Source organism: Rhizobium sp. BR 362 (assembly GCF_036528765.1).
In the GTDB taxonomy this organism is placed as follows: Bacteria; Pseudomonadota; Alphaproteobacteria; order Rhizobiales; family Rhizobiaceae; genus Rhizobium.
In genome coordinates this window covers 51623-76568 of the sequence record NZ_JARWGH010000007.1, presented here as the reverse complement: position 1 = coordinate 76568, position 24946 = coordinate 51623, and the positions used below count along the sequence as shown (strand labels likewise).

18 protein-coding genes are annotated in these 24946 nt (G+C 60.0%); 7 read left to right on the top strand and 11 right to left on the bottom strand.

The features are described 5' to 3' along the window. Positions 1-7 precede the first annotated feature (7 nt). The 5 genes from QDY28_RS12510 to QDY28_RS12490 all read right to left on the bottom strand — a co-directional run bounded on the left by QDY28_RS12510 (position 8) and on the right by QDY28_RS12490 (position 7675). On the bottom strand, positions 8-1678 hold the full coding sequence (locus QDY28_RS12510) for an ABC transporter ATP-binding protein (protein ID WP_331382007.1): 1671 nt from the start codon (positions 1676-1678) through the stop codon (positions 8-10). Positions 1679-1691: 13 nt separating this feature from the next. After that, positions 1692-2822, bottom strand: a complete 1131-nt coding sequence (locus QDY28_RS12505; RefSeq protein ID WP_331382006.1) for an ABC transporter permease — start codon at positions 2820-2822, stop codon at positions 1692-1694. Next, positions 2822-3832 carry an ABC transporter permease gene (locus QDY28_RS12500; protein ID WP_331382005.1) on the bottom strand — a complete coding sequence of 337 codons (1011 nt, stop codon included), beginning with the start codon at positions 3830-3832 and terminating at the stop codon, positions 2822-2824. The genes QDY28_RS12505 and QDY28_RS12500 overlap by 1 nt, the downstream gene beginning before the upstream one ends. Before the next feature lie 154 nt (positions 3833-3986). Next, a complete protein-coding gene (locus QDY28_RS12495; RefSeq protein WP_331382004.1) occupies positions 3987-6074 on the bottom strand; it encodes an ABC transporter substrate-binding protein in 2088 nt (695 codons plus the stop codon). Positions 6075-6208: 134 nt separating this feature from the next. Then, positions 6209-7675 (bottom strand): alpha-glucosidase/alpha-galactosidase, encoded by a 1467-nt coding sequence (locus QDY28_RS12490; RefSeq protein WP_331382003.1) that lies wholly within the window; start codon positions 7673-7675, stop codon positions 6209-6211. A 246-nt stretch (positions 7676-7921) separates the two neighbouring features. Between QDY28_RS12490 and QDY28_RS12485 the strand changes: the two genes are divergently transcribed. After that, positions 7922-8791, top strand: coding sequence for an AraC family transcriptional regulator (locus QDY28_RS12485; RefSeq protein WP_331382231.1), 870 nt, complete (start codon positions 7922-7924; stop codon positions 8789-8791). Positions 8792-8797: 6 nt separating this feature from the next. Here QDY28_RS12485 and QDY28_RS12480 read toward each other — a convergent pair whose 3' ends face one another. From QDY28_RS12480 to QDY28_RS12470, 3 genes are all read right to left on the bottom strand, one after another. Further along, positions 8798-9217, bottom strand: coding sequence for a DUF983 domain-containing protein (locus QDY28_RS12480; protein WP_331382002.1), 420 nt, complete (start codon positions 9215-9217; stop codon positions 8798-8800). Positions 9218-9441: 224 nt separating this feature from the next. Beyond that, positions 9442-10848 carry an aminotransferase-like domain-containing protein gene (locus tag QDY28_RS12475; protein ID WP_331382001.1) on the bottom strand — a complete coding sequence of 469 codons (1407 nt, stop codon included), beginning with the start codon at positions 10846-10848 and terminating at the stop codon, positions 9442-9444. A gap of 62 nt (positions 10849-10910) precedes the next feature. Beyond that, entirely contained in the window at positions 10911-11072 is a 162-nt protein-coding gene (locus QDY28_RS12470) for a hypothetical protein (protein WP_331382000.1), read from the bottom strand. Between QDY28_RS12470 and QDY28_RS12465 the strand changes: the two genes are divergently transcribed. Next, a complete protein-coding gene (locus QDY28_RS12465; RefSeq protein WP_331381999.1) occupies positions 11071-13314 on the top strand; it encodes a glycoside hydrolase family 2 protein in 2244 nt (747 codons plus the stop codon). The genes QDY28_RS12470 and QDY28_RS12465 overlap by 2 nt on opposite strands. A 17-nt stretch (positions 13315-13331) precedes the next feature. Here QDY28_RS12465 and QDY28_RS12460 read toward each other — a convergent pair whose 3' ends face one another. The 3 genes from QDY28_RS12460 to QDY28_RS12450 all read right to left on the bottom strand — a co-directional run bounded on the left by QDY28_RS12460 (position 13332) and on the right by QDY28_RS12450 (position 15873). Then, positions 13332-14141, bottom strand: a complete 810-nt coding sequence (locus QDY28_RS12460) for a phosphate/phosphite/phosphonate ABC transporter substrate-binding protein (RefSeq protein ID WP_331381998.1) — start codon at positions 14139-14141, stop codon at positions 13332-13334. Positions 14142-14265: 124 nt separating this feature from the next. Beyond that, positions 14266-14574, bottom strand: a complete 309-nt coding sequence (locus QDY28_RS12455; RefSeq protein ID WP_331381997.1) for a type II toxin-antitoxin system RelB/DinJ family antitoxin — start codon at positions 14572-14574, stop codon at positions 14266-14268. Positions 14575-14643: 69 nt separating this feature from the next. Continuing rightward, a complete protein-coding gene (locus tag QDY28_RS12450; RefSeq protein WP_331381996.1) occupies positions 14644-15873 on the bottom strand; it encodes a glycosyltransferase in 1230 nt (409 codons plus the stop codon). Positions 15874-16192: 319 nt separating this feature from the next. Here QDY28_RS12450 and QDY28_RS12445 point away from each other — a divergent pair, with 319 nt between their 5' ends. From QDY28_RS12445 to QDY28_RS12425, 5 genes are all read left to right on the top strand, one after another. Next, the gene (locus QDY28_RS12445; protein WP_331381995.1) at positions 16193-17536 is read left to right on the top strand and encodes a polysaccharide biosynthesis/export family protein; all 1344 of its coding nucleotides are present in this window, start codon (positions 16193-16195) and stop codon (positions 17534-17536) included. Between the two features lie 31 nt (positions 17537-17567). Further along, the gene (locus tag QDY28_RS12440) at positions 17568-20834 is read left to right on the top strand and encodes a nucleotide-binding protein (RefSeq protein ID WP_331381994.1); all 3267 of its coding nucleotides are present in this window, start codon (positions 17568-17570) and stop codon (positions 20832-20834) included. Between the two features lie 4 nt (positions 20835-20838). Further along, complete coding sequence (locus tag QDY28_RS12435; protein WP_331381993.1) at positions 20839-22125, top strand: glycosyltransferase family 4 protein; 1287 nt, start codon at positions 20839-20841, stop codon at positions 22123-22125. A 148-nt stretch (positions 22126-22273) separates the two neighbouring features. Further along, entirely contained in the window at positions 22274-22966 is a 693-nt protein-coding gene (locus QDY28_RS12430; RefSeq protein WP_331381992.1) for a sugar transferase, read from the top strand. A gap of 436 nt (positions 22967-23402) precedes the next feature. Further along, positions 23403-24923 carry an oligosaccharide flippase family protein gene (locus tag QDY28_RS12425; protein WP_331381991.1) on the top strand — a complete coding sequence of 507 codons (1521 nt, stop codon included), beginning with the start codon at positions 23403-23405 and terminating at the stop codon, positions 24921-24923. Positions 24924-24946 lie beyond the last annotated feature (23 nt).

The following is a 24946-nucleotide window of genomic DNA, read 5'->3' as shown; positions in this document are numbered from 1 at the left end:
TGAATGCTTATGAGGCTACCTCGAACGCCGCCTTGACGAGGCGTTCGGTGTAAGCGGTCTTGGGATGGGAAAGAACGTCGTCGACCGGCCCCTCTTCCATGATCTTGCCGTGCTGCATGACGATGACGCGATGGCAAAGGGCGCGGACGACCTTGAGGTCGTGGGAGATGAAAAGATAACTCAGGCCCCGTTCGTCCTGCAGCTTGCGCAGGAGATCGATGATCTGCGCCTGGACAGAGAGATCGAGCGCCGAGGTCGGCTCATCGAGCAGGATGAATTCCGGTTCGAGCGCAATGGCCCGCGCAATGGCAATACGCTGGCGCTGGCCGCCGGAGAATTCGTGCGGAAAGCGCGACAGGATATTAGCGGGCATGCCGGCGCTGACCAGCGCCTCCTTCACCCGCTCCAAGCGCTCCGCCTTGTTGGCGCCGATATTGTTAACCACCAGCCCCTCGGCGATGATCTGACCGATCGGCATGCGCGGGTTCAGCGAGGAGAAGGGATCCTGAAAAACGATCTGCATGCGCGAGCGTAGCGGCCGCATCTCGGCCCGTGAGCGGCCGTGGATCGCCTGCCGGTCGAAATAAATCTCGCCGCTATCGGCATCGATCAGCCGCAGAAGGGCCTGGCCGAAGGTGGTCTTGCCGGAGCCGGATTCGCCGACGAGCCCCAATGTCTCATGCCGGCGAAGCTCCAGGCTGAGGCCATTGACGGCGACCAGTTCGCGCAGGTCCGGCTTGAGGAAGGTGCCGTGGCGCAGCATGAAGGCGACCTTGACCGATTTGCCCTCAAGGATGGTGTCGCAGTCCGGCGGCAGCGGCTTTGCCTGCCCCCGCGGTTCGGAAGCAAGCAGATGCTGCGTATAGGGATGTTGCGGGCGAGCGAAGAGCTCTTCCGTCGTATTGTGCTCGCGCATCTCGCCATGCTGCATGACGTAGACATAGTCGGAAAACTGCCTGACGACGGTCAGATCATGGGTGATCAGGATCACCGCCATCCCGAGCTGTTTCTGCAGGTTGCGGATCAGGTTGAGGATCTGCGCCTGCACGGTAACGTCGAGCGCGGTCGTCGGCTCGTCGGCGATGAGGACATCCGGATCGTTGGCGAGCGCCATGGCGATCATCACGCGCTGGCGCTGGCCGCCGGAAAGCTGGTGCGGATATTGCTTTAGCCGCGCCTCTGGATCGGGAATCTGCACTTGCTGTAGCAGCGCCAAAGCCCGTCTTTCCGCTTCGCGTCGGCCGATCTTGCGGTGGACGCGGATCGCCTCGATGATCTGGCTGCCGATCGTATAGATCGGGTTCAGAGAGCTCATCGGTTCCTGGAAGATCATCGAGATGCGGTCTCCGCGCAGTTGCCGGCGGGCGCGCTCGGAAAATTTCAGCACATTCTTGCCGTCGTAGCTGACCGTCGATTTCTCCGAAACGACGGCGCGTTTGGTCAGCAGGCCCATCACGGTGCGGGCGGTGACCGATTTTCCCGAGCCGGATTCACCGACAATGGCGATGGTTTCGCCGCGATAGAGCTGGAAGGAAATGTCCTTGACGGCGTCGACGATGCCATCTTCCACCTTGAATTTAACGGCGACATTGCGTGCGTCGATGACGGGCGGAACGGTCTTATTGGCGGCATCGAGCCTGATATCGGGGGCAAAGGGATTGACGAGTGCGAGAGCCATGGTCCGTCTCCTCTCAATAGGGATCGATGGCATCGCGCAGACCGTCGCCAAGCGCATTGAACGCAAAGACGGTGATGAGCACGAAAGCGACCGGCGATAGGATCCACGGATAGGAGCCGATGACCGAATAGGTGGACGTATCCTGCAGCATCAGCCCCCAGGAGATCAGCGGCGGCTTGACCGCGAAACCCAGAAAGCCAAGGAAAGATTCGAGCAGCACGACGCTCGGAATTGCGAGCGTGACGGTGACGATGACATGGCTCATCACATTGGGAAAAATGTGCTGCAGGATGATGCGCCAGTCCGTCGCCCCGACCGCCATAGCAGCGCGCACATAGTCGATCCGCGCCAAGGCCAAGGTCTTACCGCGCACTTCGCGCGACATCTGCGCCCAGCCGAGCGCCGACATGACGACGATGACGAAGGCCAGAAAGACATTGGTCGGCGCCGTCACAGGGATCAACGAGGTCAGCGCCAGATAAAGCGGCAATTGCGGAAAGGCCAGCACCAGCTCGACGAAACGCTGGATCCAGGCGTCAAGCGTGCCGCCGAAATAGCCTGAAACCATGCCGACGGTAGTGCCGACAATCGTGACGATGGCAACCACAGTCAGTGCGATCATCAATGAGATGCGAGAACCATAGATGGCGCGCGAAAGCACATCGCGGCCGAATTTGTCGGTGCCGAGGAAATGCACCGGCTGGCCGTCGACCGAGCCGAAGAGATGACGGTTGCCGGGGATGAGACCAAACAGGTGATAGGGCGCGCCCTTGGCGAAAAAGCCGAGCAGACGCGGATTGTTGTAGTCCGGCCCGACTATTGGCTGAAAGGTGACGGGATCGAGCTCATCGGTTTCGGCGAGCGCATAGACGCGCGGCTGGAAGACGAAATTGCCGTCCTTTTCGTGGAAGCTGATCACCTGCGGCGGCGCAAAACCGGTATCGGTCGCCTTGGGATCGTCGGGCGCGATGAATTCGGCGAAGAGCGACATCAGCAATAAGAGGATGACCAGGATCAGGCCGCCCATGCCTGTCCAGGAGCGCTTCAGTCGACGCCAGACAAGCGCGATGTAGCTCTCATTGCCGGTCTTCGGCTTGATCTTGTTGTCGTCGAGCGGTGGCGCGGATGTGCTGAAGGCGAGCATCAGTGGATCCCTCCCTGTTGACGGACGCGGGGATCGAGCAAGGCGAGCAGCATGTCGGCGATGATGTTGCCGACGATCAGCGTCGCCGACAGCACCATCATGAAGGTGGCGGTGACATAGACATCGCCGACCGCCATCGAACCCACGATTGCCGGCCCTACAGTCGGCAGCGCAAAAATGATGGCGGTCTCGATCTCGCCGGTCAGCATGTAGGGCAACACGACACCCTGATACATGACGAGCGGATGCAAGGCGTTCGGCACGGCATGGCGCATGACGACAGCGCCGCCGGAGAGACCCTTGGCGCGTGCGGTCTCGACATATTGCGCATTCAGCGTGTCGAGCAGATTGCCGCGCATGACGCGCATATTGTAGGCAAGCCCGCCGAAAGTGGCGATCGCCACGACCGGCCAGACATGCTTGACGAGATCGACGAACTTAGCCCAGGACCACGGCGCGCCGCCATATTGCGGCGAATAGAAGCTGCCGATTTCCGAGACGTTGAGCTGGAAGACGAGGATATAGACGATGATCAGCGCCATCAGGAAGCGCGGCACCGTCATGCCCAGGAATGAGATGCCGGAAAGCAGGCTGTCGATCCAGCTATATTGCCGCGTGGCGGCCCATATGCCGAAACCGATGCCGAGAACGGAAGCGAAGAGATGACACACAAGCGCGAGCGCCAGAGTCCGTGGCAGGCGTTCGCTGACGACGTCGGAGACCGGCTTGTTGTAGAACATGCTGTAGCCGAAATCACCCTTGGTGACGATGCCGCCGATCCAGTTGAAATATTGCACGACCAACGGCTTATCGAGCCCGTGTTCACGACGGTAGATTTGCGCCTGCTCATCGGCCTGAGCAAAGGAAGCGCCGCCCTGGTTCATCAACTGCGAGCGAATGAAGTCTGCATAGTCTCCTGGCGGCGCCTGGATGATGGCAAAAGTCACCACGCTCAGAATGACGAGCACGGGTATGGCAGAGGCTATGCGCACGAGCAGGAATCGCAACATGGGACGGTTCGCTTCTCTTCTTGCCGCCGGTGGTCTGCATCCCCTGAGGATAGCACGGACCGGCTGGTTTCACCTTTGCCCGGCTGCACCGCGATGCAGCCGGAATCCTTGGTTTGTAACGGCAGCCGGCCTTTTGGCCGGCTGCCGTGCTCCGTTAGTTGATCGGGCCGGCGCTGCCCGGCGCACCCGGAAGCTGCTCTGGGAACAGCTCGTATTTGCCCTGCTTGTCGGCCGCGACCCACAGGCGTTCGCGAATGATGGAGTCTTCTGCCCAGTTGAACATGAAGATCGGCGTACCCGGAGGAACATTCGAGAAGCGCTTGTTGATGATGAGCGCGCCCGGATATTCCGTCAGACCGATGTTGTAGAGGTGTTCGGTCGAGATTTTTTGGAATTGCTTCATGAGGGCCACACGCTCGTCGCTATTCTGCGAAGTGGTGAACTTGTTGACGATATCGACCATCTCCTTTTCGAAGGGCATCAGGTCCAACTGGCCGCTTTCGGGAGCGCGGTGGTTCCAGCTCGTGCGCGGGCCGACCGGAGCAAGCTGTTCGGTGTTCTGCACGACGGAGGCCAGTTCCGTGGTGTTGCGCCGGACCATCCAGTCGAAACGGCCGCTATAATTGGCGTCGTCGCGCTTCGGTCCGTCGAGTGCATTGATGATCACGCGAAGCCCGAGCTTTTCCATCTGCCCCACGACGCCCTCGGCAAGGCTCTTATCCGTGGTGTAGTCATTGTTGACCAGCAGCGTGATCTCGACATCCTTGCCGTCAGCCGTGCCCGCCGGGAAGTTGACGATGCCGTCTCCATCGGTGTCCTTGAGACCCGCCTTGGCAAGCAGTTCCTTGGCACCCTTCAGATCGAATGGGTAATATACCGTCGAATTGCGATCGTAGAAGCTGGTGCCCGAGGACAGGCCGCCCGGATAGATCGCCGTGAACGGTCCCTTGACCAGGGAGTCACCGATCGCCTTGCGGTCAAGCGCCATGGTCACGGCCTTGCGGAAATCCTCGTTGCGGTTCAGTTCGCGGATCGCCTGACCGCGTGGGTCCGGATTGCCCCAGCCGTTAGCGGAAAAGTTCATCTGCAGGTTATAGCCGATCAGGCGCGGACCGAAGGCGAGACGTGCGGGGGCGTCCGGTTGGGCGGCGCGCTTCAGCGAAGCGACGAAGTTTTCCGGCTGCTCCAGATTGGAAAGGTCGCCGGAGCCGGCAACCGCCTGCACGTCGCGGTCCGCCCAGGTCGAGAGCTTATAGTGCAACTCGTTGAGGTAAGGCAGTTGATTGCCCTTCTCGTCGACCTTCCAGTAATAGGGATTGCGGCGCAGGACGATAATGTCATCGGATCGATACTCGACCGGCACCCAGGCACCCATGACCGGTATGTTCATATATTCCGGCGGGAAAGCATTCTTGAACTGATCGTAGGTGTTCTTCGAATATTTCGGATGCTGCGGTTTCAGAATATGCGACGGGCCCGGGCAGAAGTTGGGATAGGCCATCGTATAGAGATATTGTTTCGGGAAGGCGTCCTTGAAGGTCCACTCGATTGTGTAATCGTCGATCTTCTTGAGGGTCGTCCCCTCGCCGAATGCTTCCGGCGATGCGCCGCCGCCGAGCGGCGAGACGTTCGGGTCGATGACCTCATCTTCCCAATAGAACATGATGTCGTCGGCATTGAAGGGCACGCCGTCGGACCATTTCGCGCCTTCAATCAGGTGCATGGTGAGTTTGTGGCCATCCGGCGACCATTCCCAGCTCTTGGCGAGATTCGGCAGCGGTTCGGTATCCTTTGCCTCGACCTGGAACAGCGGTGCGGTGCGGGTCAGGCATTCGGAGAGGCCGATATCGATGCCGCCCCAGCCTTGGGTCTGGCCGGCGCCGTAGTTCCAGCCTTCCGGCCGGCCGCCGATGACATGGCGCAGCGTGTCGCCATAGACACCGATGCCGTCAGGCATATTGCCGGTTTTGAAAACGAGCGGTTCCTTCGGCAGGCGATCCTTGACCGGCGGCAACTTGCCGGTCTTTACAAATTTCTCGGTAACCCAGGCCGGCTCGTGATATTCCGGCAGCGCCTTGAACTCCAGGATGGAGTCGCGCGCCACATATTTGATCTTGCCTTCGGCCGGGAAGACCGGCGGCACAGGCGGTATCGTCGGTTCGGATGCATAGGCGCTCATGGCGATCGCGGATGTGGCAATCGTCAACGCCGCAAGAATGCTGATCGGTCGAAAATGTCTCATCGTTTTCTCTCTCCCATTGTCGCGAGCGCCCCTCAGGTGCGCCGCACTCCTCCATCGAATGGCGACCGGCTGGCATCCGACGGGTCTCCTCCTGAAAGTCCCGTCGCAGCCAACCTGTCCCGAATGCCCGGTCCTTAGCCAGCCTGCTTCATGGCTGCTTTTTCCGCTCGCAGCTCCTCGATCGAGCGTACGTTGCGGCTGGCCGCTCCCTTCCAGTCGCGGGTCTTCACCTTGCCGCGCGACAGACGATCCTTCGCCCCTTCGACCGCATGTGCATATTGCGGCAGCCAGCGGGCCTCGGCCACGATCATTTCGTCGACCATCTGCCAGACCTCTTCCGGTGTCGATACGGCGCCGACCAGCGGATCGTGCAGAACCGCGAGTTTCAGCAAATCGAGATCGCCGCTGATGGCGGCGTGAACCGACATGCGCTGGACATTGATCGAGGAAATGCACGTCGCAGCGCAAGCTTCCGGCAGCGTGATGCCAGCCACCATGTTGATGCCGAAGCGATCGACGAAGCCGGGCGATTCAATGATGGCATCCGCAGGCAGATTGGTGATGACGCCGTTGTTCTTGACGTTGAAGTGGCCGCGATAGACGCGATTGGTCTCCAGCGCCTCGAGAATGTGGCTCGCATGCTCGTTCGAGCGTTTGGCCGGATCGATCGGCTTGGAGGCGCTCTCGAGGATCTGCGGAAATTCCGTTTCGAACCAGTTGCGGGTCTCGGTCGAATGGCGGAGATAGCCGCCCGTCTCGCCGTGGATCCAGTCGGACATGTCGATCCACTTGTTGATCTCGTCCGGCCGCTTACGATACCAGGGAAGGTATTCCGAGAGATGTCCATTGCTTTCGGTGGAATAGACGCCGAAACGCTTCAGCACGTCGATGCGCAATTTCTCCTGCTGCGAATAGACCGGATGCGCTTCGAAAGCGGCAATCAGCTCGTCCTTGCCGATCTTGCGGCCGTTGAGACGCAGATCGACGAACCAGGTCTGGTGATTGATGCCCGAGCAGATATAGTCGAGCTCTGCCTTGTCCTTGGCGCCGAGAACTTCGGCAATCTGCTCGGCTCCATGCTGGACGCCATGGCAGAGGCCGATCGTATCAACCTTGCCGTATTCGATCGCCGCCCAGGTGTTCATCGCCATCGGGTTGGCATAATTCAGGAACTTGGCGCCGGTTTCGGCGACCTCGCGGATATCCTTGCAGAAGTCGAGAATGACGGGAATGTTGCGCTGGCCATAAAGAATGCCGCCGGCGCAGATCGTATCGCCAACACATTGATCGATACCGTATTTCAGGGGGATGCGGATATCTTCGGCATAGGCTTCCAGCCCGCCGACGCGCACGCAACTGATGACGTAGCGCGCGCCCTGCAGCGCCTTGCGCCGTTCCGTCGTGGCCGTCACCCGGGTCGGCAACTTGTTCGCCTCGACGATCCGGTCGAGGATCGCCTTGATCATGGTGAGATTGTGCTCGCTGACATCGGTCAGCGCGAATTCGACATCCCGGAACTCCGGCACGCAGAGAATGTCGGTGAACAGTTTTTTCGTGAAGCCGACGCTGCCCGCGCCGATAATGGCGATTTTGAAACTCATGATCCTCACCTTGAAGTCGGTCGAACAATCAGCAGCGGAGAAGACGATGGTGTTTTCATCCCATGATCGCACAGACGGCGCGACATAGTAAAATCAACACTATCTCCTCCTCCTGCCGGTCCTCATCGGCAGATGCGCGCTGTTTTCTGGGCGGAATTATGCCTATAATCATCGGGCCGACCAGAGAACTATTATGCTTTCAAGGGTAATTTTGTGCTGCAGGATTTGATCGCCAACGGGCAGACCATGCGGACTGTCTCATTGCCGCGTGGACGCCACCGGCTGCACGCCATGCCGACCAGCGCCGGCTACGAAATCAGGGACAACGAGCTTTACGATTGGGATGGGCGCAGACGCGGCCAAACGCCATTCACGGTGCTGCAGCATACGATCGGCGGCAGCGGCCGGCTGCGCTATGAAAACCGAAACTATCGTCTCGGCGCCGGCGATACGCTGCTGGTGCTGGTGCCGCACAATCATCGGTACTGGTTGGAAAAAGGCGAGCGCTGGGAATATTTCTGGATATCGATGAATGGCGAGGAGGCGCTGCGTATCCATCGCCTGATCCTGGCCGCCGCTGGGCCGCTGTTGAAACTGCAGCCGTCGACGATCGATCATCTTGCCGATTGCAGCCTGCGGCTTGTCCGCGGCGCTGCCACACCGGCTTCGGCCTCGGCGCTGGCCTATGAAGCAGCGATGGCGCTTTACGACGATGTCTTCGGTTCGCATGCCGTCGCCGCCGACCGATCCGCCATGCAGACGGTGATCGATTATATCGACGCCAATCTCGAAAAGCCGCTGCCGGTCGCCGAACTTGCCAGGGTCAGCGGTCTCAGCCGCGCGCATTTCTCCCGGGTCTTTGCCGACAGCGAAGGCCTGCCGCCGGCGGAATTCGTCCTGCAGCAGCGCATGCAGAGAGCCGCCAAGCTCTTGACCAAGGCGGCCTTCATTCCGGTCAAGGAAGTGGCGATCATGTCAGGCTTCGACGACGCCAATTATTTCTCGAAGGCTTTCCGGCGCACCTATGGCATCAATCCCACGGAATTCCGCACCACCGGCATGTACGCGGCAGTGCGGAGCCCTGGGGAGGAAACCAAGAATGCGCGGACCAAATAGATCCGGCTATGCGGAATGCGGATGCAGGTCGTCATTATGAGGCGTTTCCAGCCGCACCAGCTTTCCTTCTTCGGCCTTGTAGAAATATTGGCTCGCCACCAACCAGCCCTTCAGCGGACGCAGCGGCGGGATGCAGGTGAGCAGCATGAACGGCAGCGTCGTGAAGGCATGTACCCAATAGGGAGCCTGGAAGGCGACTTCCAGCCAGACGGCAAGAGCGACGCTTGGGATGCAGGCGAAGCAGATGACGAAGAAGGCCGGCCCATCGGCCGGATCGGCAAAGGAATAGTCGAGGCCACAGACTTCGCAGGACGGCCGGAGTGTCAGGAAACCCTTGAACAGATGACCTTGCCCGCAGCGCGGGCAGCGGCTGCGCAAGCCGGTCTGAAGCGGCGGTATCGGCGGCCACGCGTCTTCGGATGACATTGTTTTGTCCCTTCCAAGTATAGGGCGCTCGCTGGAGAGCGTATTGCCCGAGAACCTCGCAGGCGAAGCGCCCCATGCGGATCGTCTCGAAGCTGGGCGGCACTGTCCGCGACTTTCAAGCCGCTTGCCGTCCGTTGAAAGATGTATGGCACGTTATGCATACAATGTCAATTATTGTATGCATATTGTTCGACAGCTATATGCAAGCGCGGCAATTTGTCCGATCAGATAACCATCGCCGAAGCGGCCGGTGTCTCCGCCAGCAGATCGGCCACGATGCCGAGGCTTTGGCGCAGATGTTCGCGATCTTCCGCAACACCGAGCCCAAGGCGAACCGCTTCTGGCGCCTGACCAAGAGCAAAGGCGTCGCTCGCAACGACGCCGACGCCGACGGAGCGGAGCCGCGCCGTGAATTCGCCGCGCGACCATGCCGGCGGCAGCCGCAGCCAGGCATGGAAGCCTTCGGGATCGGATAGGAGATCGGCGGCGGGCAGCAATTCCGCCGCAATCGCCTGCCGTGCCCTCGTCTCGCGCCGGATCGCCGCCAGCACCGCCTCTGCCGTGCCGTCTTCGATCCAGCGGCTGGCGATTGCGGCCGATAGCGGCGAGGCCATGGCGGAGGTCGCCCGAATGATGCCGGCAAGCCTGGTCGCCGCGCGCAGGTCCGGCACGGCGAGATAGGCGATGCGCAGCGCGGGCGACAGGCATTTGGCAAGGCCGGCGATATGATAGACCCGCTCCGGCGCAACCGCCGCTAGCGGCGCGACCGGTTGCATCGGCAGCGCGCCATAGGCATCGTCCTCGATCACAGCAACATCGTAGCGAGCGGCAATATCTAGGATAGCCTTGCGTCGTGACAAAGGCAGCGTGATTGTCGTCGGATTGTTAAGAGTGGGATTGCAATAAAGCGCCTTGGGCCGCCTTGTAGAGCAGATTTGCTCAAATGCTTGGGGAATCAAACCGTTATCGTCAATTTCTGCAGTGGCTACAGTCAGCCGCAGATGCGCCGCGACGGAAAGGAACCCCGGATAAGTCAAGGCCTCGGCGCAGACCGTGTCGCCCGGAGCTGTCAGCATGCGGGTGACCGCCAGCAGCGCGGCCTGGGCGCCCGGGCAGACGAGGATGCGTTCCGGCGCGATGCCAGGCAGCCGGCTTGAGAGCCATTCCGCTCCGGCCTCGCGGTCGCGGGCTGCACCGCCCGGCTGTTGGTAGCGCAGCAACAGGTCCAGCCCATCGCTGGTTTCCAGCCCGCTGATCCCCTGCCACATTCGGGCCCTCAGGGCTTCGTCGTCGAAGCGCGGCGGCAGATTCATGCTCATATCGACCAGCCCGCTTGGCATAGGCTTCCGTCGCTGCGGCGGCGCTGCCCGGCCCTGGCTGACATAGGTACCCTGCCCGATCCGCCCTTCCACTAGACCTCGTTTGCGCGCTTCGGCATAGGCGCGGGTGACGGTGGTGAAATCAATGCCGAGCGCTTCGGCCAGCGCCCGCTGCGGCGGCAGGCGCACACCCGTCGCCAGACGTCCCGCGCGGATGTCGGCCTGCAAAGCATCGGCGATGGCCAGATAGACCGGCCCCGCCGCCCTGCTGATCGAGGGAATCCAGAAGAACGTTGCCTGATCGTCGCTCATGTCGTGTCTCCCAAGGAATGTATGCATATTGTATGGTTTTTGGGTCGCAGGCAAGAGGGCGATCACATGGAACTGCCGATCGGAGATCCGATTTCGTTGCACCATTGCGAGAGGCCTGTATAGATATCGCCGGCTGCGACCACGCTTTGCATCGCAACCGCGCCTTTTCCAAGCAATACGCGTTCGTCCAGGCTGCGACGGGCTCCATCGATAGGAATGAACATGCGCACTGTTGTCGCTTTCAACGAATCCTGGACTTTTCAGGAAGGGTTTTCGCTTGCCGAAGTTTGCCGTCGTCAGGAGGGACAACCGGTCACCCTGCCGCACACTGCGGTTGAGCTGCCGTTCAACTATTTTGACGAGAAATCCTATCAGCGCGCCTTTACCTATCAAAAGATCCTGCCCTGGAGCACGGATTACGCCGGACGTGAAGTATCGCTGGTGTTCGATGCCGCTATGGCCGATGCAGTTGTCTACCTCAATGGCGAGGAAATCGTCGCCCACAAGGATGGCTACACACCCTTCGAGGCACGCCTGACCGGGCGCTTGAAGCAAGGCGACAATCTCATCACCGTCAAGATCGACGGCAGCGAAAATCCCGAGATCCCGCCCTTCGGCGGCCGTATCGACTATCTGACCTATGCCGGGATCTATCGCGATGTCTGGCTGAAGATCGCAGCACCCGTCTCGATCGCCAACATCAAGGTCGAGACCGGAAACGTGCTTGCCGCCGCAAAATCCGTCACCGTCCGCTGCGATATCGCCAATCCGCAAGGCCTCGCCTTCGCCGGCTCCGTAACGGCCAGCCTTCGCGCGCCTGATGGTACGGTGCTGGCCTCGACCGACGCCGATATTTCTGGCAGCAAAGTGGCCTTCACCTTCGACAATCTGACCGGCATCTCGCTGTGGGAGCTCGACAATCCGGTGCTCTACACGATCGATGCCGAACTGAGGACCGACCAAGGGCAGGACCGGTACACGGCGAACTTCGGCTTCCGCACGGCCGAGTTCACTGCCGAGGGTTTCCTGCTGAACGGCCGCAAGCTGAAGCTGCGCGGCCTCAACCGCCACCAAGCCTTTCCTTGCGCCGGCTATGCCATGGGCCGCTCGGCGCAGGAGCGTGACGCAGAGATCATGAAGCATAGTTTGAAGTGCAACGTCGTTCGCACGTCGCATTATCCGCAATCGCCCTGGTTCCTCGATCATTGCGACCGCATCGGCCTCCTGGTCTTCGAGGAAATCCCCGGTTGGCAGCATATTGGCGGCGAAGCTTGGAAACAGGAATCGATCCGCAACGTCCGCCGCATGATCGAGCGCGACTGGAATCATCCCTCGATCATCATCTGGGGCGTGCGCATCAACGAATCGCAGGATTCTCATGATTTTTACGTCGAGACCAACCGGCTCTCGCGCGAACTCGATCCGACGCGCCAGACCGGAGGCGTGCGCTACATCACCGACAGCGAACTGCTCGAAGACGTCTATACGATGAACGACTTCATCCTCGGCAACGAGGAACTGCCGGGCGTCAACCGTCCGCGCACGCCGCTCCGGCCGCAGCAGGAGAATACGGGGCTCTTGCAGAATGTGCCCTATCTGATCACCGAGTTCGGCGGCCACATGTATCCGACGAAGATCTACGATCAGGAACAGCGCCAGGCCGAGCATGTGCGCCGACATCTGGAAGTGCTGAATGCAGCCTATGGGGATCCGTCGATATCAGGCGCCATTGGCTGGTGCATGTTCGACTACAACACCCATAGCGATTTCGGCTCCGGCGACCGCATCTGCTATCACGGCGTAATGGATATGTTCCGCGAGCCGAAATTCGCAGCCTATGCCTATATCAGCCAGTGCGAGCCTTCCGACGAGGTCGTGATGAAGCCGGTGACGATCTGGGCACGCGGCGAGCGCAATATCGGCGGCGTGCTGCCGCTGATCGTCCTTACCAATTGCGACGAAATCGAGCTGCGTTATGGCTCGCTCGTCAAACGGATCGGCCCGGATCGCGAGAATTTCCCGCATTTGCCGCATCCGCCCGTCGTCTTCGACCATCGCCATTTCACCAAGGACGAACTGGGTGTCTGGGGTATGGAATGGGAGGACGCGCATTTCACCGGGTTCATTGGCGGCAAGGCGGTCGCAACGCTGCACATGGTCGCCGATCCAGTTCCGACGACGCTGGAGGTGAAGGCCGACGGTTCGACGCTTCGCGCCGGTGATCGCGACACGACTCGCGTTATTATCCGTGCGCTCGACCAGGCGGGCTCCCGTCTGCCTTTCCTCAATGACGTCGCAACGGTGGAGGTCACCGGTCCAGCAAAGGTCGTCGGCCCGAAGACGATGGCCTTCCAGGGAGGCACGACCGGCTTCTGGCTACAGGCGACCGGCGAAGCGGGGGCAATCACCGTCGACATCTCGTCTCCGCGTTTTGCGACGCAAACGATAACGCTGGCGGCGGAGTGACCCGCTGAAAGGCTGACTTAGGCGATGACGGGATAACCCAATGCAATCGCCTGTCGCTCCAGCTCAGCCAGCGGTTCATAATCGGCATCGCCAAGCACTTCAAAGCGTCGCAACGACAAGGTATCGCGGACATCCGCAAGCGCGGGTTCACCTGCGATATCGGCGAGGATTTGGCGCAGCAGCGCCAATTCTTCTGGCGAAGTTTCCCAGCCGATGATGAATGGCAGGCCCGGCCCACTTACCGTTTCCGCCAGGATGCGGACACCGGCAACACGGTCGGGATCGAAGCGTTTGGCGTTTCCGAAGGTGATGCAGTCGATGGCGGCGACATCGGCCCTGCCCGCGGTCACGGCATCGATGCTGAGCAGATGGCCGCCCGTTTCGATGACGCGGCCCAAGAAACGGCCGTTTTCAGCAAGCGGGGCGATCGCCGCACGGAAGAGATTGGTGCCGGAATTGCTGCCGGGATCGTTGATGGCAGCGGTTGTCCCCCGAAGATCGGCAAGCGTTTCTGCCGGCGAATCCCTGCGCACGATGATGAAGCTGCGCATCGACGGACCATCGCAGCCCGGCAGCTCATAGACCGGCGTCGCCACAAGTTGCACCTTGCCTCGCAGGTGTTTGACATAGGGAAAACCACAGGTCTGCGCCAGCAGAAGGCGGGGGCGCAGCCAGGCCTCGTCATGCGTAATGCCCTTCTCCAATGTCTCGGGAACATCCGAGATACCCGCTTTTCGTAGCCGGTCGCGGATATAGGCCCAAAGGGCATCCGTCGCACCAACGAGCGGCGGTTGACCGGTGTACATGGCGATGTTGCTGAGGCGCATTGAGGAAAATCTCTGGAGATCGGCAGGTCTTGCCGATCCCTTACACCGCTCCGGATGCTGACGCATCCAGGAAAGTGCAGATATTATTTGCGATCCGCGAGCGCGTATTGCGTCTAAACGACGCTCAATGCTCGCTCACCGTGGCCCTGCCAAGTGCGATGGCTCGGCGTTGCGCAAAATGTCTCTCTTCATCTGCATCATTGATATCGGGCCTGACATCTTCAAGCGTTTGCAGAACTTTCGCGCGCAGCCAAGCATCGTGGACATCGCGGTTACCAGCAAGTTCGAGTGGCAGGGCGCCCTCATTCGCCGTGCGGGTCAGCAGGATACGGATGGCATCCGATACCGTTAACCCCATATCCTCGAGAACGGCCGTTGCGCGTTCTTTGATTTCGGCGTCGATTCGAATCTGAATCAATGCGTTCGGTGCCATTTCAGCCTCCTTTGGCTGCGGGACAATGTAATGCCTTTCAATGACATATCCCAGTGGCCGAACATGCATTCAAAAAGTCGGTGCGTGCACCGTCACTGGTTCCGTGGTGGCAACACGTTGCGGCGTTTCCACCGCCGGCGCGGGGAACTGTCCCTCGAACAGGCGTTGGATGGCGGCGGTGCTCCGGTCGTTGCGCGGCAAGACCGGTTTGTGTGCCAGCAATTCTTCATCGATAATCGCCTGCATGCCCGTTGTGAAATTGCATAGGCTGAATTGAGCCGCATGCGCGCGCAGCACGTCCGAGCGGAACGCATTCTCATGGTCTTCGAAATTATGCACCGCGTCGATCAGCGCCTTTTCCGATTGTTCTTCGAACAATATGCCAGTGACCCCTGGGACGACCGTTTCCAGCGCGCCGCCGCTGCCGAAGGCAATGACAGGCCTGCCGCTCGCCATGGCCTCGACCGGGACGATGCCAAAATCCTCCTCGCCTGGGAAAATCAGTGCGCGGCAGCGCGCCAGCTTCTCCTTCAGCACCGAGAACGGCGCGCGGCCGAGGAAGGTGATGGTCGGTCCGGCCAAACGCTTGAGTCTTTCCATTTCCTTGCCCTCGCCGATGATGACCAGGTTGCGGTTCATCTTGGTAAAAGCCCGGACGGCAAGGTCGATCCGCTTATACGGGATGAGCTGGCCGGCGCAGAGATAGAAGTCCTCGGTCGCCGCCGCCGGGGTGAATTCGTCGACGGAAACTGGCGGATAAAGCACCGTCGCCGGGCGACGATAATATTTGCCGATGCGGGCACTGACGTGATGCGAATTGGCAATGAACCGGTCGACGCGCATGCTGGTATTGACGTCCCAGGATCGCAGCAGCGGCGCCAACACCGGCAACATCAGCCGCGAGGCGAGGCCGGCATTGGAGCGATAGAAATGGTAGTGATCCCAGAGATAGCGCATCGGCGAGTGGCAGTAGCAGACATGCGTCGCTTGCGGCGGCGGGATAATGCCTTTTGCAGGGCCTGATTCGCTGGAGATGATGAGGTCATAGCCGCTGAGATCGAAGCTCTCTAGCGCGAAGGGCATCAGCGGCAGCAGCGACTGGTAGCCTTTGATGGCGCCGGGAACGCGCTGCAAGAACGATGTCGTGACCTTGTGTCGCTTGATCTTTTCGGAAACGCGGCTCTCATCATAGACGAGCGTGAAGATATCGGCGTCCGGATACATATCGCAGAGCGCTTCGACCACTTTCTCGCCGCCGCGCATCGACACCAACCAATAATGAATGATCGCTACCCGCATCCCTCTTCCTCCGCCGTTGGTCGAGAGACATCATTGTGCGGGCGGCGGGCAATGCGACAGAACCCACATCGGTCCTCTTTCGCATCCAAATGGCTGAAGGTCATAACCAAAAGGTCTAAGCGGCCGAAAACAGTTTAAACTCAATGGTATATTCGCTGTTACCCGAACGCCGAGCACCACTCATTCCTTCCTCAGAAGGGATTAGCCGTAACCCTACGGCAGGGGATTTACTCGAAAAGCGTTCAAGGGATGATCTCAGTCCATAGCGCTGCGGCAAGTTGGCGGCGGCGCGACCGAAACGAAAACGAGATCGCGCCTCATGTTGACAGTTTCTGCTCTTCACGCACACGCCCGCCGGAAAATCCCGGGCACCATCCTCGGCATGTTCCTCGCCCTGGCACTTTCGGGAACCGCCTTTATCGACAAAGCGAATGCTGCCTCTGACCAGATCTATCATATCAAGCCGCAGACGCGGATGAAGGTCGCAATCGTCGAATGGGTCGCCTCGACAGGGGAATATAAGGAATGGACGGCGCTGAACGGCGAATATGTCGTTTCTCAGTCCGGCACGATCTCCATTCCGATGATCGGTGAAATACCGGTTATCGACAAGACCACCGCCGACGTCTCCACGGAGATAGGTGATCGGCTGAAACAGATCACCGGTCTTGCCACCGCCCCCACCGCGTCCGTCGAAGTGGTGAAATATCCCATGATCTACGTCACCGGTTCGGTCGAGAAGCCGAGCGAGCTGGAATTCCGGCCGGGTTTGACGGTCAAGCAGGCTGTCGCCATGGCCGGCGGCCGTGAGCGCCGCACCAATCCGACCGGCGAATATAACAACGCGCAACAGATCAGCTATGCCGGCGAGATCAACCGCATGGAGCTGCAATTGAAGCAGCTTGGCGCCCGACGCGCCCGGTTGATGGCTGAGCTGAATGACCAGACGAGCATCGATTTCCCGCCGGAAATCAAGGCGGCACCTGAAGGCTCGGCCATCCGGCAAATCATGACCACCGAAGTCGATTTGTTCAATGCCAGGGCCGAAGCGATGCGCCAACAGCTTCAGGCAGCCGCGGAGCTCGAAACTTTGCTGCGCAACGAAATCGACATCCTTGATGAGAAAATGGCGTCCCAGGACGAACAGGTGAAGATCGCACAGGACGAATTGGAAGACATTTCCAAGCTGGTCGACACTAAGATCCTCACTACGTCGCGCAAGACCTCCCTGGAGCGCGTCGTCGCCGACATGCAGAGCGGCAAGCTCGATCTGGTCGTCGCATCCATGCAGGCCAAGCAGAAGCTCAGCGAGACCGAACGCGATGCCCTGAACCTCAAAGGGCAGCGCAAGACCGAGGTCGGACAGCAATTGCAGGCAGCCGAAACCGAAATCGAAGATACCAAGCTGAAGCGCAACACAACGTTGCAACTGCTGCAGATCGCCGGCGCTTCTTTGTCTCGCTCCGAGAGCATGAAGGCGATCGATCTCCAGCCGCTCGAATATTGGGTCACCCGCGGCGGCGATGGAGGCACTACAAGTGAGATACCGGAAACGGCGGAGTTGCAGCCGGGTGATGTGCTGGACGTTCGCTACAACGTCTCCGGCAGCCTGGACGGCGCGATGCTGTCCTCAGCCGATCCCACGCAATCGCAATCCCAGTAACCACCATCTAGCAAGGTCGGGCGGATATATCATGGCAGTTCACGAGATTGGTAAAAGCGTACCCGGAGCTCAATCCGAGGCCAAGCGATCAAATGGAAGCGAATACATCTCCTTTCGCGATATTTGGCGGTTCCTGCAGCGGCATTTGCTGATCTTCATCACCTTTACGGCGATCGGGCTCGGCATCGGCGCGTTCTACGTCACGACGACCAAGCCGATCTATCAGGCAACGACCCGCCTGGTGATGGATCCGGAACAGGGGCGCATTGCGTCTCAGGATGCCTTCACCGGCACGGTCATCATCGAGGCAGCCGAGATCGCCAGCCAGGTTGAGATCGTCAAATCGGAGGCGATCGCCCGCGCGGTGATCGAGAAGCTCAATCTTAGTGAGGATCCGGAAATCGTCGGGGGCGTGTCGTGGCAGGGAGCTCTGCGCGACTCGCTGCATAGCATCAGCGCCTATTTCACCCACGCCCAAGAAGAAGAAGTAAAACCCGTCCCGACCGCCGACGATCTGATGCGTCGCACCATGGCGTCCTTCCTCTCCAGGGTTTCCGTCAACCGGGTGGGCCAATCCTACATTCTGGAAATCGGCTACAGTTCCACCGATCCACGCAAGGCGGCACTCGCGGCCAACGCGATCGCCGCTGCCTATATTCGCACCGGACTGACCGAGCGCGCCTCGGCCGCACAGAGCGGCGCGAAATGGCTGGAAACCCGGCTGATCGAGGTCGGGCGGCAGGCACGTGAAGCCGCAATGAGCGTTGAGGAATTTCGCGCGAAGAACGGCATCATGGAGATCAGCACCTCCTCCTCGCTCGACCAGCAGCAATTGTCCGAAATCAGCAGCCAGGCGCTGGCCGCCCGGGCGCAGACAGCGGCCGAATCCGCCAAGCTTGCAACCCTCAACCGGTTAATGGCCGGGGAGAAGGTCGAGGGCGACGTCGACGAGACGATCAACAATCCGCGCATACAGAAGCTGCAGGAAGATCTCGGCGCTGCGACGACCAAGCTCAACAACCTGAGCAGCCGCTACGATGCCGGCAACCCGGCAATCACGGCCGCTCAGGATGAGATCAATCGGCTGAAGGGCGAAATGCAGAAGGAATTTGGGCGCATCCAGGCCGTCTACCGCTCCAATCTGGAAGTGGCGCAGACCCGCGAGAAACTGCTCAACGATGAGCTGGCCGCGCTGACGGAAACCGGCACCGACAAGAACCTGGCGCGTGTCGAACTCTCCGAGATGGAGAGCCGCGCAACCACCTATCGCCGCATGTATGAAAGCATCCTGCAACAATTGATCGGCGCGCTGCAGAAGGAATCTTTCCCGCTCGGCAATGCCCGCGTCGTTACGGCTGCCGCCGTGCCGCTGACGAAGAGCTGGCCGAAATCAACGATCGTCATTCCCTTCTCCGCCATGCTGGGCCTTGCCTTCGGGCTTGGAATGGCGCTGCTGCGTGACGGCATGGATCGGCGCGTCAGCTCCAGCGAAAAGCTGCGGCGCGAACTCGGCATCACCTCGCTCGGCCATGTGCCCGTCTACGCCGGTCCGTCCTTCGTGCCCGGCCATATCGTAGGAGGCGGTGCGACATGGCGACGAACCATGTCGCCGCTAAGATCCGTGCTCGACACACCCTATTCGCAATTTTCCGAAGCCTTGCGCGGGGTAAAACATTCGGTCGACTCTGCCTTCCAGCCGAATGCTCCGATGGTGATCGGCATCACTTCGGTCGGCACGGGCGAAGGCAAGACGACGATCGCGACCAACCTAGCGCAGCTCTATCAAAACGAGGGTGCATCCGTAGTTCTGGTCGACGCCGATTTCCTCAATTCCCGCCTCAGCGGCGTGGCAATGGAAGCAGGCTCGGACTTCGGCATGGAACTGCTGCGCATGAACGAGGTGCCGCGACGTTATTCCGTTGCGCATGAAAACGGCCTCTCCGTCGCGACGATCGACCATGATCTGGAGACCGACAGGCTGTCATCGCAGTCCTATGGCAACGGCATTCCCGTCGTCACGGTCGACGAGACGGAAAAATCCGTGACCGCGTACCAGCGCTATGGCCATCTGCCGGCGTTGAAGGCGGAAATCGAGCTGCTGCGCCGGCGATACAAGGTGGTCATCGTCGACATGTCGGCCTTCGAAGATTCCGCCGATACGCGCGTCATCTGCAGCTATCTCGAAGGTATCATCGTGGTCGTCGGCCATACCAACAAGATGACGGTCGAACGGCTGTCGGACGCGCTTGCAAGTTTCGGTACCTCGCCGATCAACATCCTCGGCATTATTGCCAATCGCAGCAGCGAAAAGCGCAGACGTCATGAGCGCCGTCACTGGTGGCAAAAGCCGCAGGCTCGCGAAACCCGCCTTTCCTCCAAGCGGCTCGAGGGCCGTCCGCCCAGCCGTGCGCTCAAACTGGTCGTTGGTATCGCCAGTGCCGGCCGGCGCGACATCCTGTCCTCGATCCTGCCGCATATGGCGCGCCAGACGCGCAAGCCGGACGAGGTGGTCGTCTGCCTTGCCTCGCCCGAAGACATCGATCCGAGCTGCCTGCGCGACCTCGATTTTCCGGTCCGCGTGCTGATCTCGGAACGGGGGCTCTGCCGCCAGCGCAACCGCATTCTCGACAATATTCCGGATGCAGACGTCGTGCTCTTCGTCGATGATGATTTCCTCATGACGCCGAACTATCTCGAGGAGACGGAACGGTTGTTCCAGTTCCATCCCGATATCGTCATGTGCACCGGCAAGGTGCTCGCCGACGGGATCACCGGCCCCGGTATCTCCGTGCGCGACGGACTGCGAATGGTCGAATCGAAGAGCCGGCGGCGGTCGGAAGCGACGGCACAGTTCCAACCCGTCTACAACGCCTATGGCTGCAATATGGCGATCCGCACCACGATCATCAAAGCCGGCAATCTGCGCTTTGACGAGAACCTGCCCTTCTATGGCTGGCTCGAGGATGTCGATTTCAGCCGGATCGTCGCCCGCTATGGCCAGGTGGTCAGTGCCAAGCAGTTGGAAGGCGTGCACCTCGGCACGAAGGTCGGCCGTACGGCCGGCGTCCGGCTCGGCTATTCGCAAATTGCCAATCCCGTCTATCTCATGCGCAAGCGGACTATGAGCGTCCGTCACGCCTCGATCCAGATCAGCCGCAACCTGCTCGCCAATTTCATCAAAGCTTGGCGTCCCGAGCCGTGGGTCGACCGCAAGGGACGGCTGAAGGGCAATGCGATGGCCTGCGTCGACCTTCTGAAGGGCAGGCTTGCGCCCCAAAACGTCGAAGCGCTGGAGTAATCTCGTGAGCCCACCCCGTCCCGATCGGGTCGTCATCATCAATGATCGCTCCATCAAAGTTGGCGGAGCGTCAAATCTGGCGATCCTTTCTGCCGAACTGTTGCAACGTGCTGGAATTCCAGTCACCTATTTCGCCGGCGACACCGCCGGCGAAAATCCGCCGGCATTAGACACCATCAACCTCGATGGCCTACCCCTGACGCAACAAGGCCGTATCAGCGCCCTCGCAGCCGGGCTTTACAGCAAGAGCGCCTATACCGCGCTGCAGGATCTCATCGCCCGAAAAGATACGGCAGCCACGATCTACCATGTGCATGGGTGGTCGAAGATCCTGTCACCATCGATCTTTCGAGCCCTGTGGCCCGTGCGCGAGCGCGTCGTCCTGCACGCGCACGACTATTTCCTGTCCTGCCCGAACGGCGGTTTTGCGAATTATCGAAAAAACGATGTGTGTCGTCTCACGCCGATGTCCATGCAGTGCCTGACGACCCAGTGCGACAAGCGCGGCTACCATGAAAAGGTCTGGCGATCGGCGCGACATGTGTTGCGCGAGCATTTTTATCCGACGCGTCAAATACCGGCCAATATCGTCATCGTGCACCAGCGGATGCGCGACTATTTCGACCGCAGCGGTATCGAAACAGACAATATCGAAGTCATCCGCAATCCGGTCGAACCCTTTCTGATGCAGCCGATGAGTCCTTGGAACAAACACGATTTCTTCTTCGTCGGGCGGCTCGAACCGGAAAAGGGATTCGAGGATGCCGCCATGGCAGCAAGGCTTGCCGGCATAAGCCTCCACATCATCGGAGACGGCGCGGGCCGTGCGTTGCTGGAACGCGACTACCCCGAGGTGGTCATCCATGGCTGGAAATCCAAAGACGAGATGCGCGGCATCATTGGCAACGCCCGCGCCCTCGTTGTCTCCTCGCGTGTTCCGGAACCTTTCGGGCTTGCGGCGCTGGAGGCAGTGACCAGCGGTATTCCGGTCATCCTCCCCGATGCGGCCCTACTCGGCGACGAGCTTGCCGAGCTTGGCTGCGGACTGACTTTCCAAAGCGGCAAGGTGGAAACGCTCGCCGGTGCGATGCGCCGGCTTGCAGCCGATAACATGCTGATCCGCTTAATGAGCGTCAACTGCATGCGCCGATCGAGTGGGCTTGCCCATACGCCGGCTTCCTGGCGGGATGCGCTGATAACCCTCTACAACCGCATTCTCGAGCGCTCGGCAGCCTCCTCCGCCGTCGCAGATGAGTATCCAGAAGCTGCAGAACAGTCACCAATCGGGTAGTCGAGTAGACGAATTACCCGCTGACCTAGCCGTGCATTCCCGGCTTTACGTCAATGGGACTAGGGCAATACCCGCAGGGTCAATTGTCAAGTTTCGGTGCAACTGGCAGCTTTATGGAACGGTTCGGAACGTCGAGAGGTTCTAAGAGATGCTGTCGGCTTTTGATGGCTTTGCTCATGACGAGCAATCGCTTCATGACTTAAAACAGACAGCAAGGCGCAGCCGCGCTAAGCGTGCCGTCGATATATTACTTTCGGCCGCAGGCTTGCTGTTTCTTGCCCCCGCACTTCTCGTCATCGCCATCGCTCTGCTGTTGGTCGATGGCCGGCCCATTATCTACCGCCACACCCGTGTCGGTCGTGAGGGCCGCACGTTCCACTGCTTGAAATTCCGCTCGATGCGAAGGGATGCCGACAAGCGCCTGGCCGAACTGCTGGAGCGCGAGCCGCAGCGGAAGAGGGAATGGCTGGCCACTCAGAAGCTGATGAACGATCCGCGCGTGCATTGGCTTGGCAAATATCTGCGCATGACCAGCGCCGATGAGCTGCCGCAGCTCTTCAACGTGCTGCGTGGCGAGATGAGCCTGGTCGGGCCGCGGCCGGTGGTGGCCGCAGAACTGGAGCGCTACGGATCGCAACTCCACTGCTATCTGGCATTGCAGCCCGGCATCACCGGCCTGTGGCAGGTCAACCGCTGCGCCGATACCTCCTATGAGGAACGGGTACAGTTCGATGTCGACTACTATCACACCTGCTCATTCTGGACGGACGTCGCCATTCTCTGGAAAACCGTCGGCGTCGTGCTGCTTGCCCGCAATGAAAAGGAACGACTCACCAAATGAAGAAGATGGCGACCGCAGCCCAGATAGCGAGACAAAACAATATCAGCAGCCAACGGAGCACGAACTTTCGGCGCGGAAAGCGCCGCCGCCCGGCTGTGGCGCGATCGGCATCGACGTCCTTCATAACCTGTTCTGCGTGTTGTCTCATGACAGTTTACGAAAAACCCTCTTTTGGGCGAACACCAACCAAAAACATCCTCCTGCGCCTGGGCCGCAACTTTCGTAACGTCAGGCCTTCCAATACCAGGTTGCTTGGTTTTTGGAGCGTTTCCCTTGGCGCAAGATTGTGTTCCGAATGGGAACATTACATGATTTATCTTAAGAAAGTCTGGTTTTTCTTAAAGAATCCCCTGCAATATTGTGGAGCTGCAACATTTTCGTGCGGAAAAGATGGAGGGATTTTCCCGTCCTTTCGTCCGACTGAGGCGGTGCGCTGATGGACGGACTGCCCCTTCCGCCCTCATCGTCCGGTCGCTTCGGCTTGCCGCGATGGCTCCGTCTGCGCATGCCATCCGTTATCGGCGACGGTGCTTCGACCTTGGTTTCGAAAATCGTCTCCCAGGTCGTGCAGCTCGTCGTTTTCCTCGTCGCAGCGCGTGTGCTGGAGTCGGCGGAATTTGGCCTCTACGCCTATAGTTCCGCCATCGTGATCCTGCTCGTCGTCGTGTCCGAGGGAGGATGGGGCGAGTTCGTCATGAAGACGGACTGCACGCAGGATGAGCTCGATCAGGTCGGCACGATCTCGATCATAACCGGCATGCTGGTGACGATCGTCGGTCTGTGCATTACTGCGGTCGTTTGGTTTTTCTTCAATCAGCCCTGGGAAGGCAAGCTCCTCGGCCTGTTCAGTTGCTGGTTCCTGCCCTCCTCGCTTTTGGTCGTCTATGATGGATTGCTGGTTGCAAGGGGCCTTCTACGCAAGCAGGCGGCTATTCGTATCGCAGCCGAGGTCACCGGGCTTGCTGTCACCATGCTCGGCCTATGGATCGGCTGGAATGTCTTCTCGCTTGTAGCCGGACGGCTCGCCACGCAGATCGTCAGCCTGCTCGCCTCGGCGATCGTCGCGCGCTGGTATCCAAAGCCACGTCTGACCTTGCCGTTCGCACGCGAAATCCTTGAGTTCTCGCGACATATTCTAGCGAACCGCCTGATCATCTTCCTGCGCTCCTATTCCGGAACGCTCGCGATCGGCAGCTTTCTCGGCCTTGCGGAAGCCGGTTACTATCGCGTCGCCGAACGGATCATCGCCGCCTTCTCCGAGCTCATCGGCGAGCCTGCGCGCATGCTCGCCTGGACATTGTTTCGCCGGGCAACCGTCAAGATCGATGCCAACGGCAAAACGTTCCGCGACGTGGGCGCTCCCGCAACCACCTTCATGACCCTTCTGATGGCAATCTCGGCCCCGATCTATCTCGGACTGTCGCTGATTTCATCCGGCCTGATCGACGTGGTGCTCGGCGACAAATGGGCGCCGGCGGCGATTCTCGTGACGATCCTGTCGGCCAAGCAGGTGCTGCTGACGCCCGGTTATGTCACCGAACCGCTGTTGTCTCTATCCGGCAATATCAAGCGCATGCCTCCCGCGCTGCTGTTTAACGGCGCCATCTCGGTCGGTCTGATCGTCCTCCTGGCACCCTTCGGCGTCGAGGTGGCGGCTTTGGGCCAATGCCTGGCATCACTGATCTCCTTTGCGATATCGGTGCGTCTGCAGCGCAACTATGGCGGTCTGGCATGGCGGCGGGTGATCGGTGACTGCGCCTACGTCGCCATCGCTATCGCAGCCATGGCAGCAACGGTCTATTCGCTGGGCTATCTCGCCGAAGCGTCTGCACTGCGCCACCTGGTGACAGTGGCGATACAAGTCGTATCCGGCGGAGCGGCCTATGTGCTCACCCTTGCGATCCTTCAAAAAGTGATTGGCATCTCGATCCCGATCTTCGCGGTCGGCCGGCGATAGCACTGAGAATTCCAACGAGATAG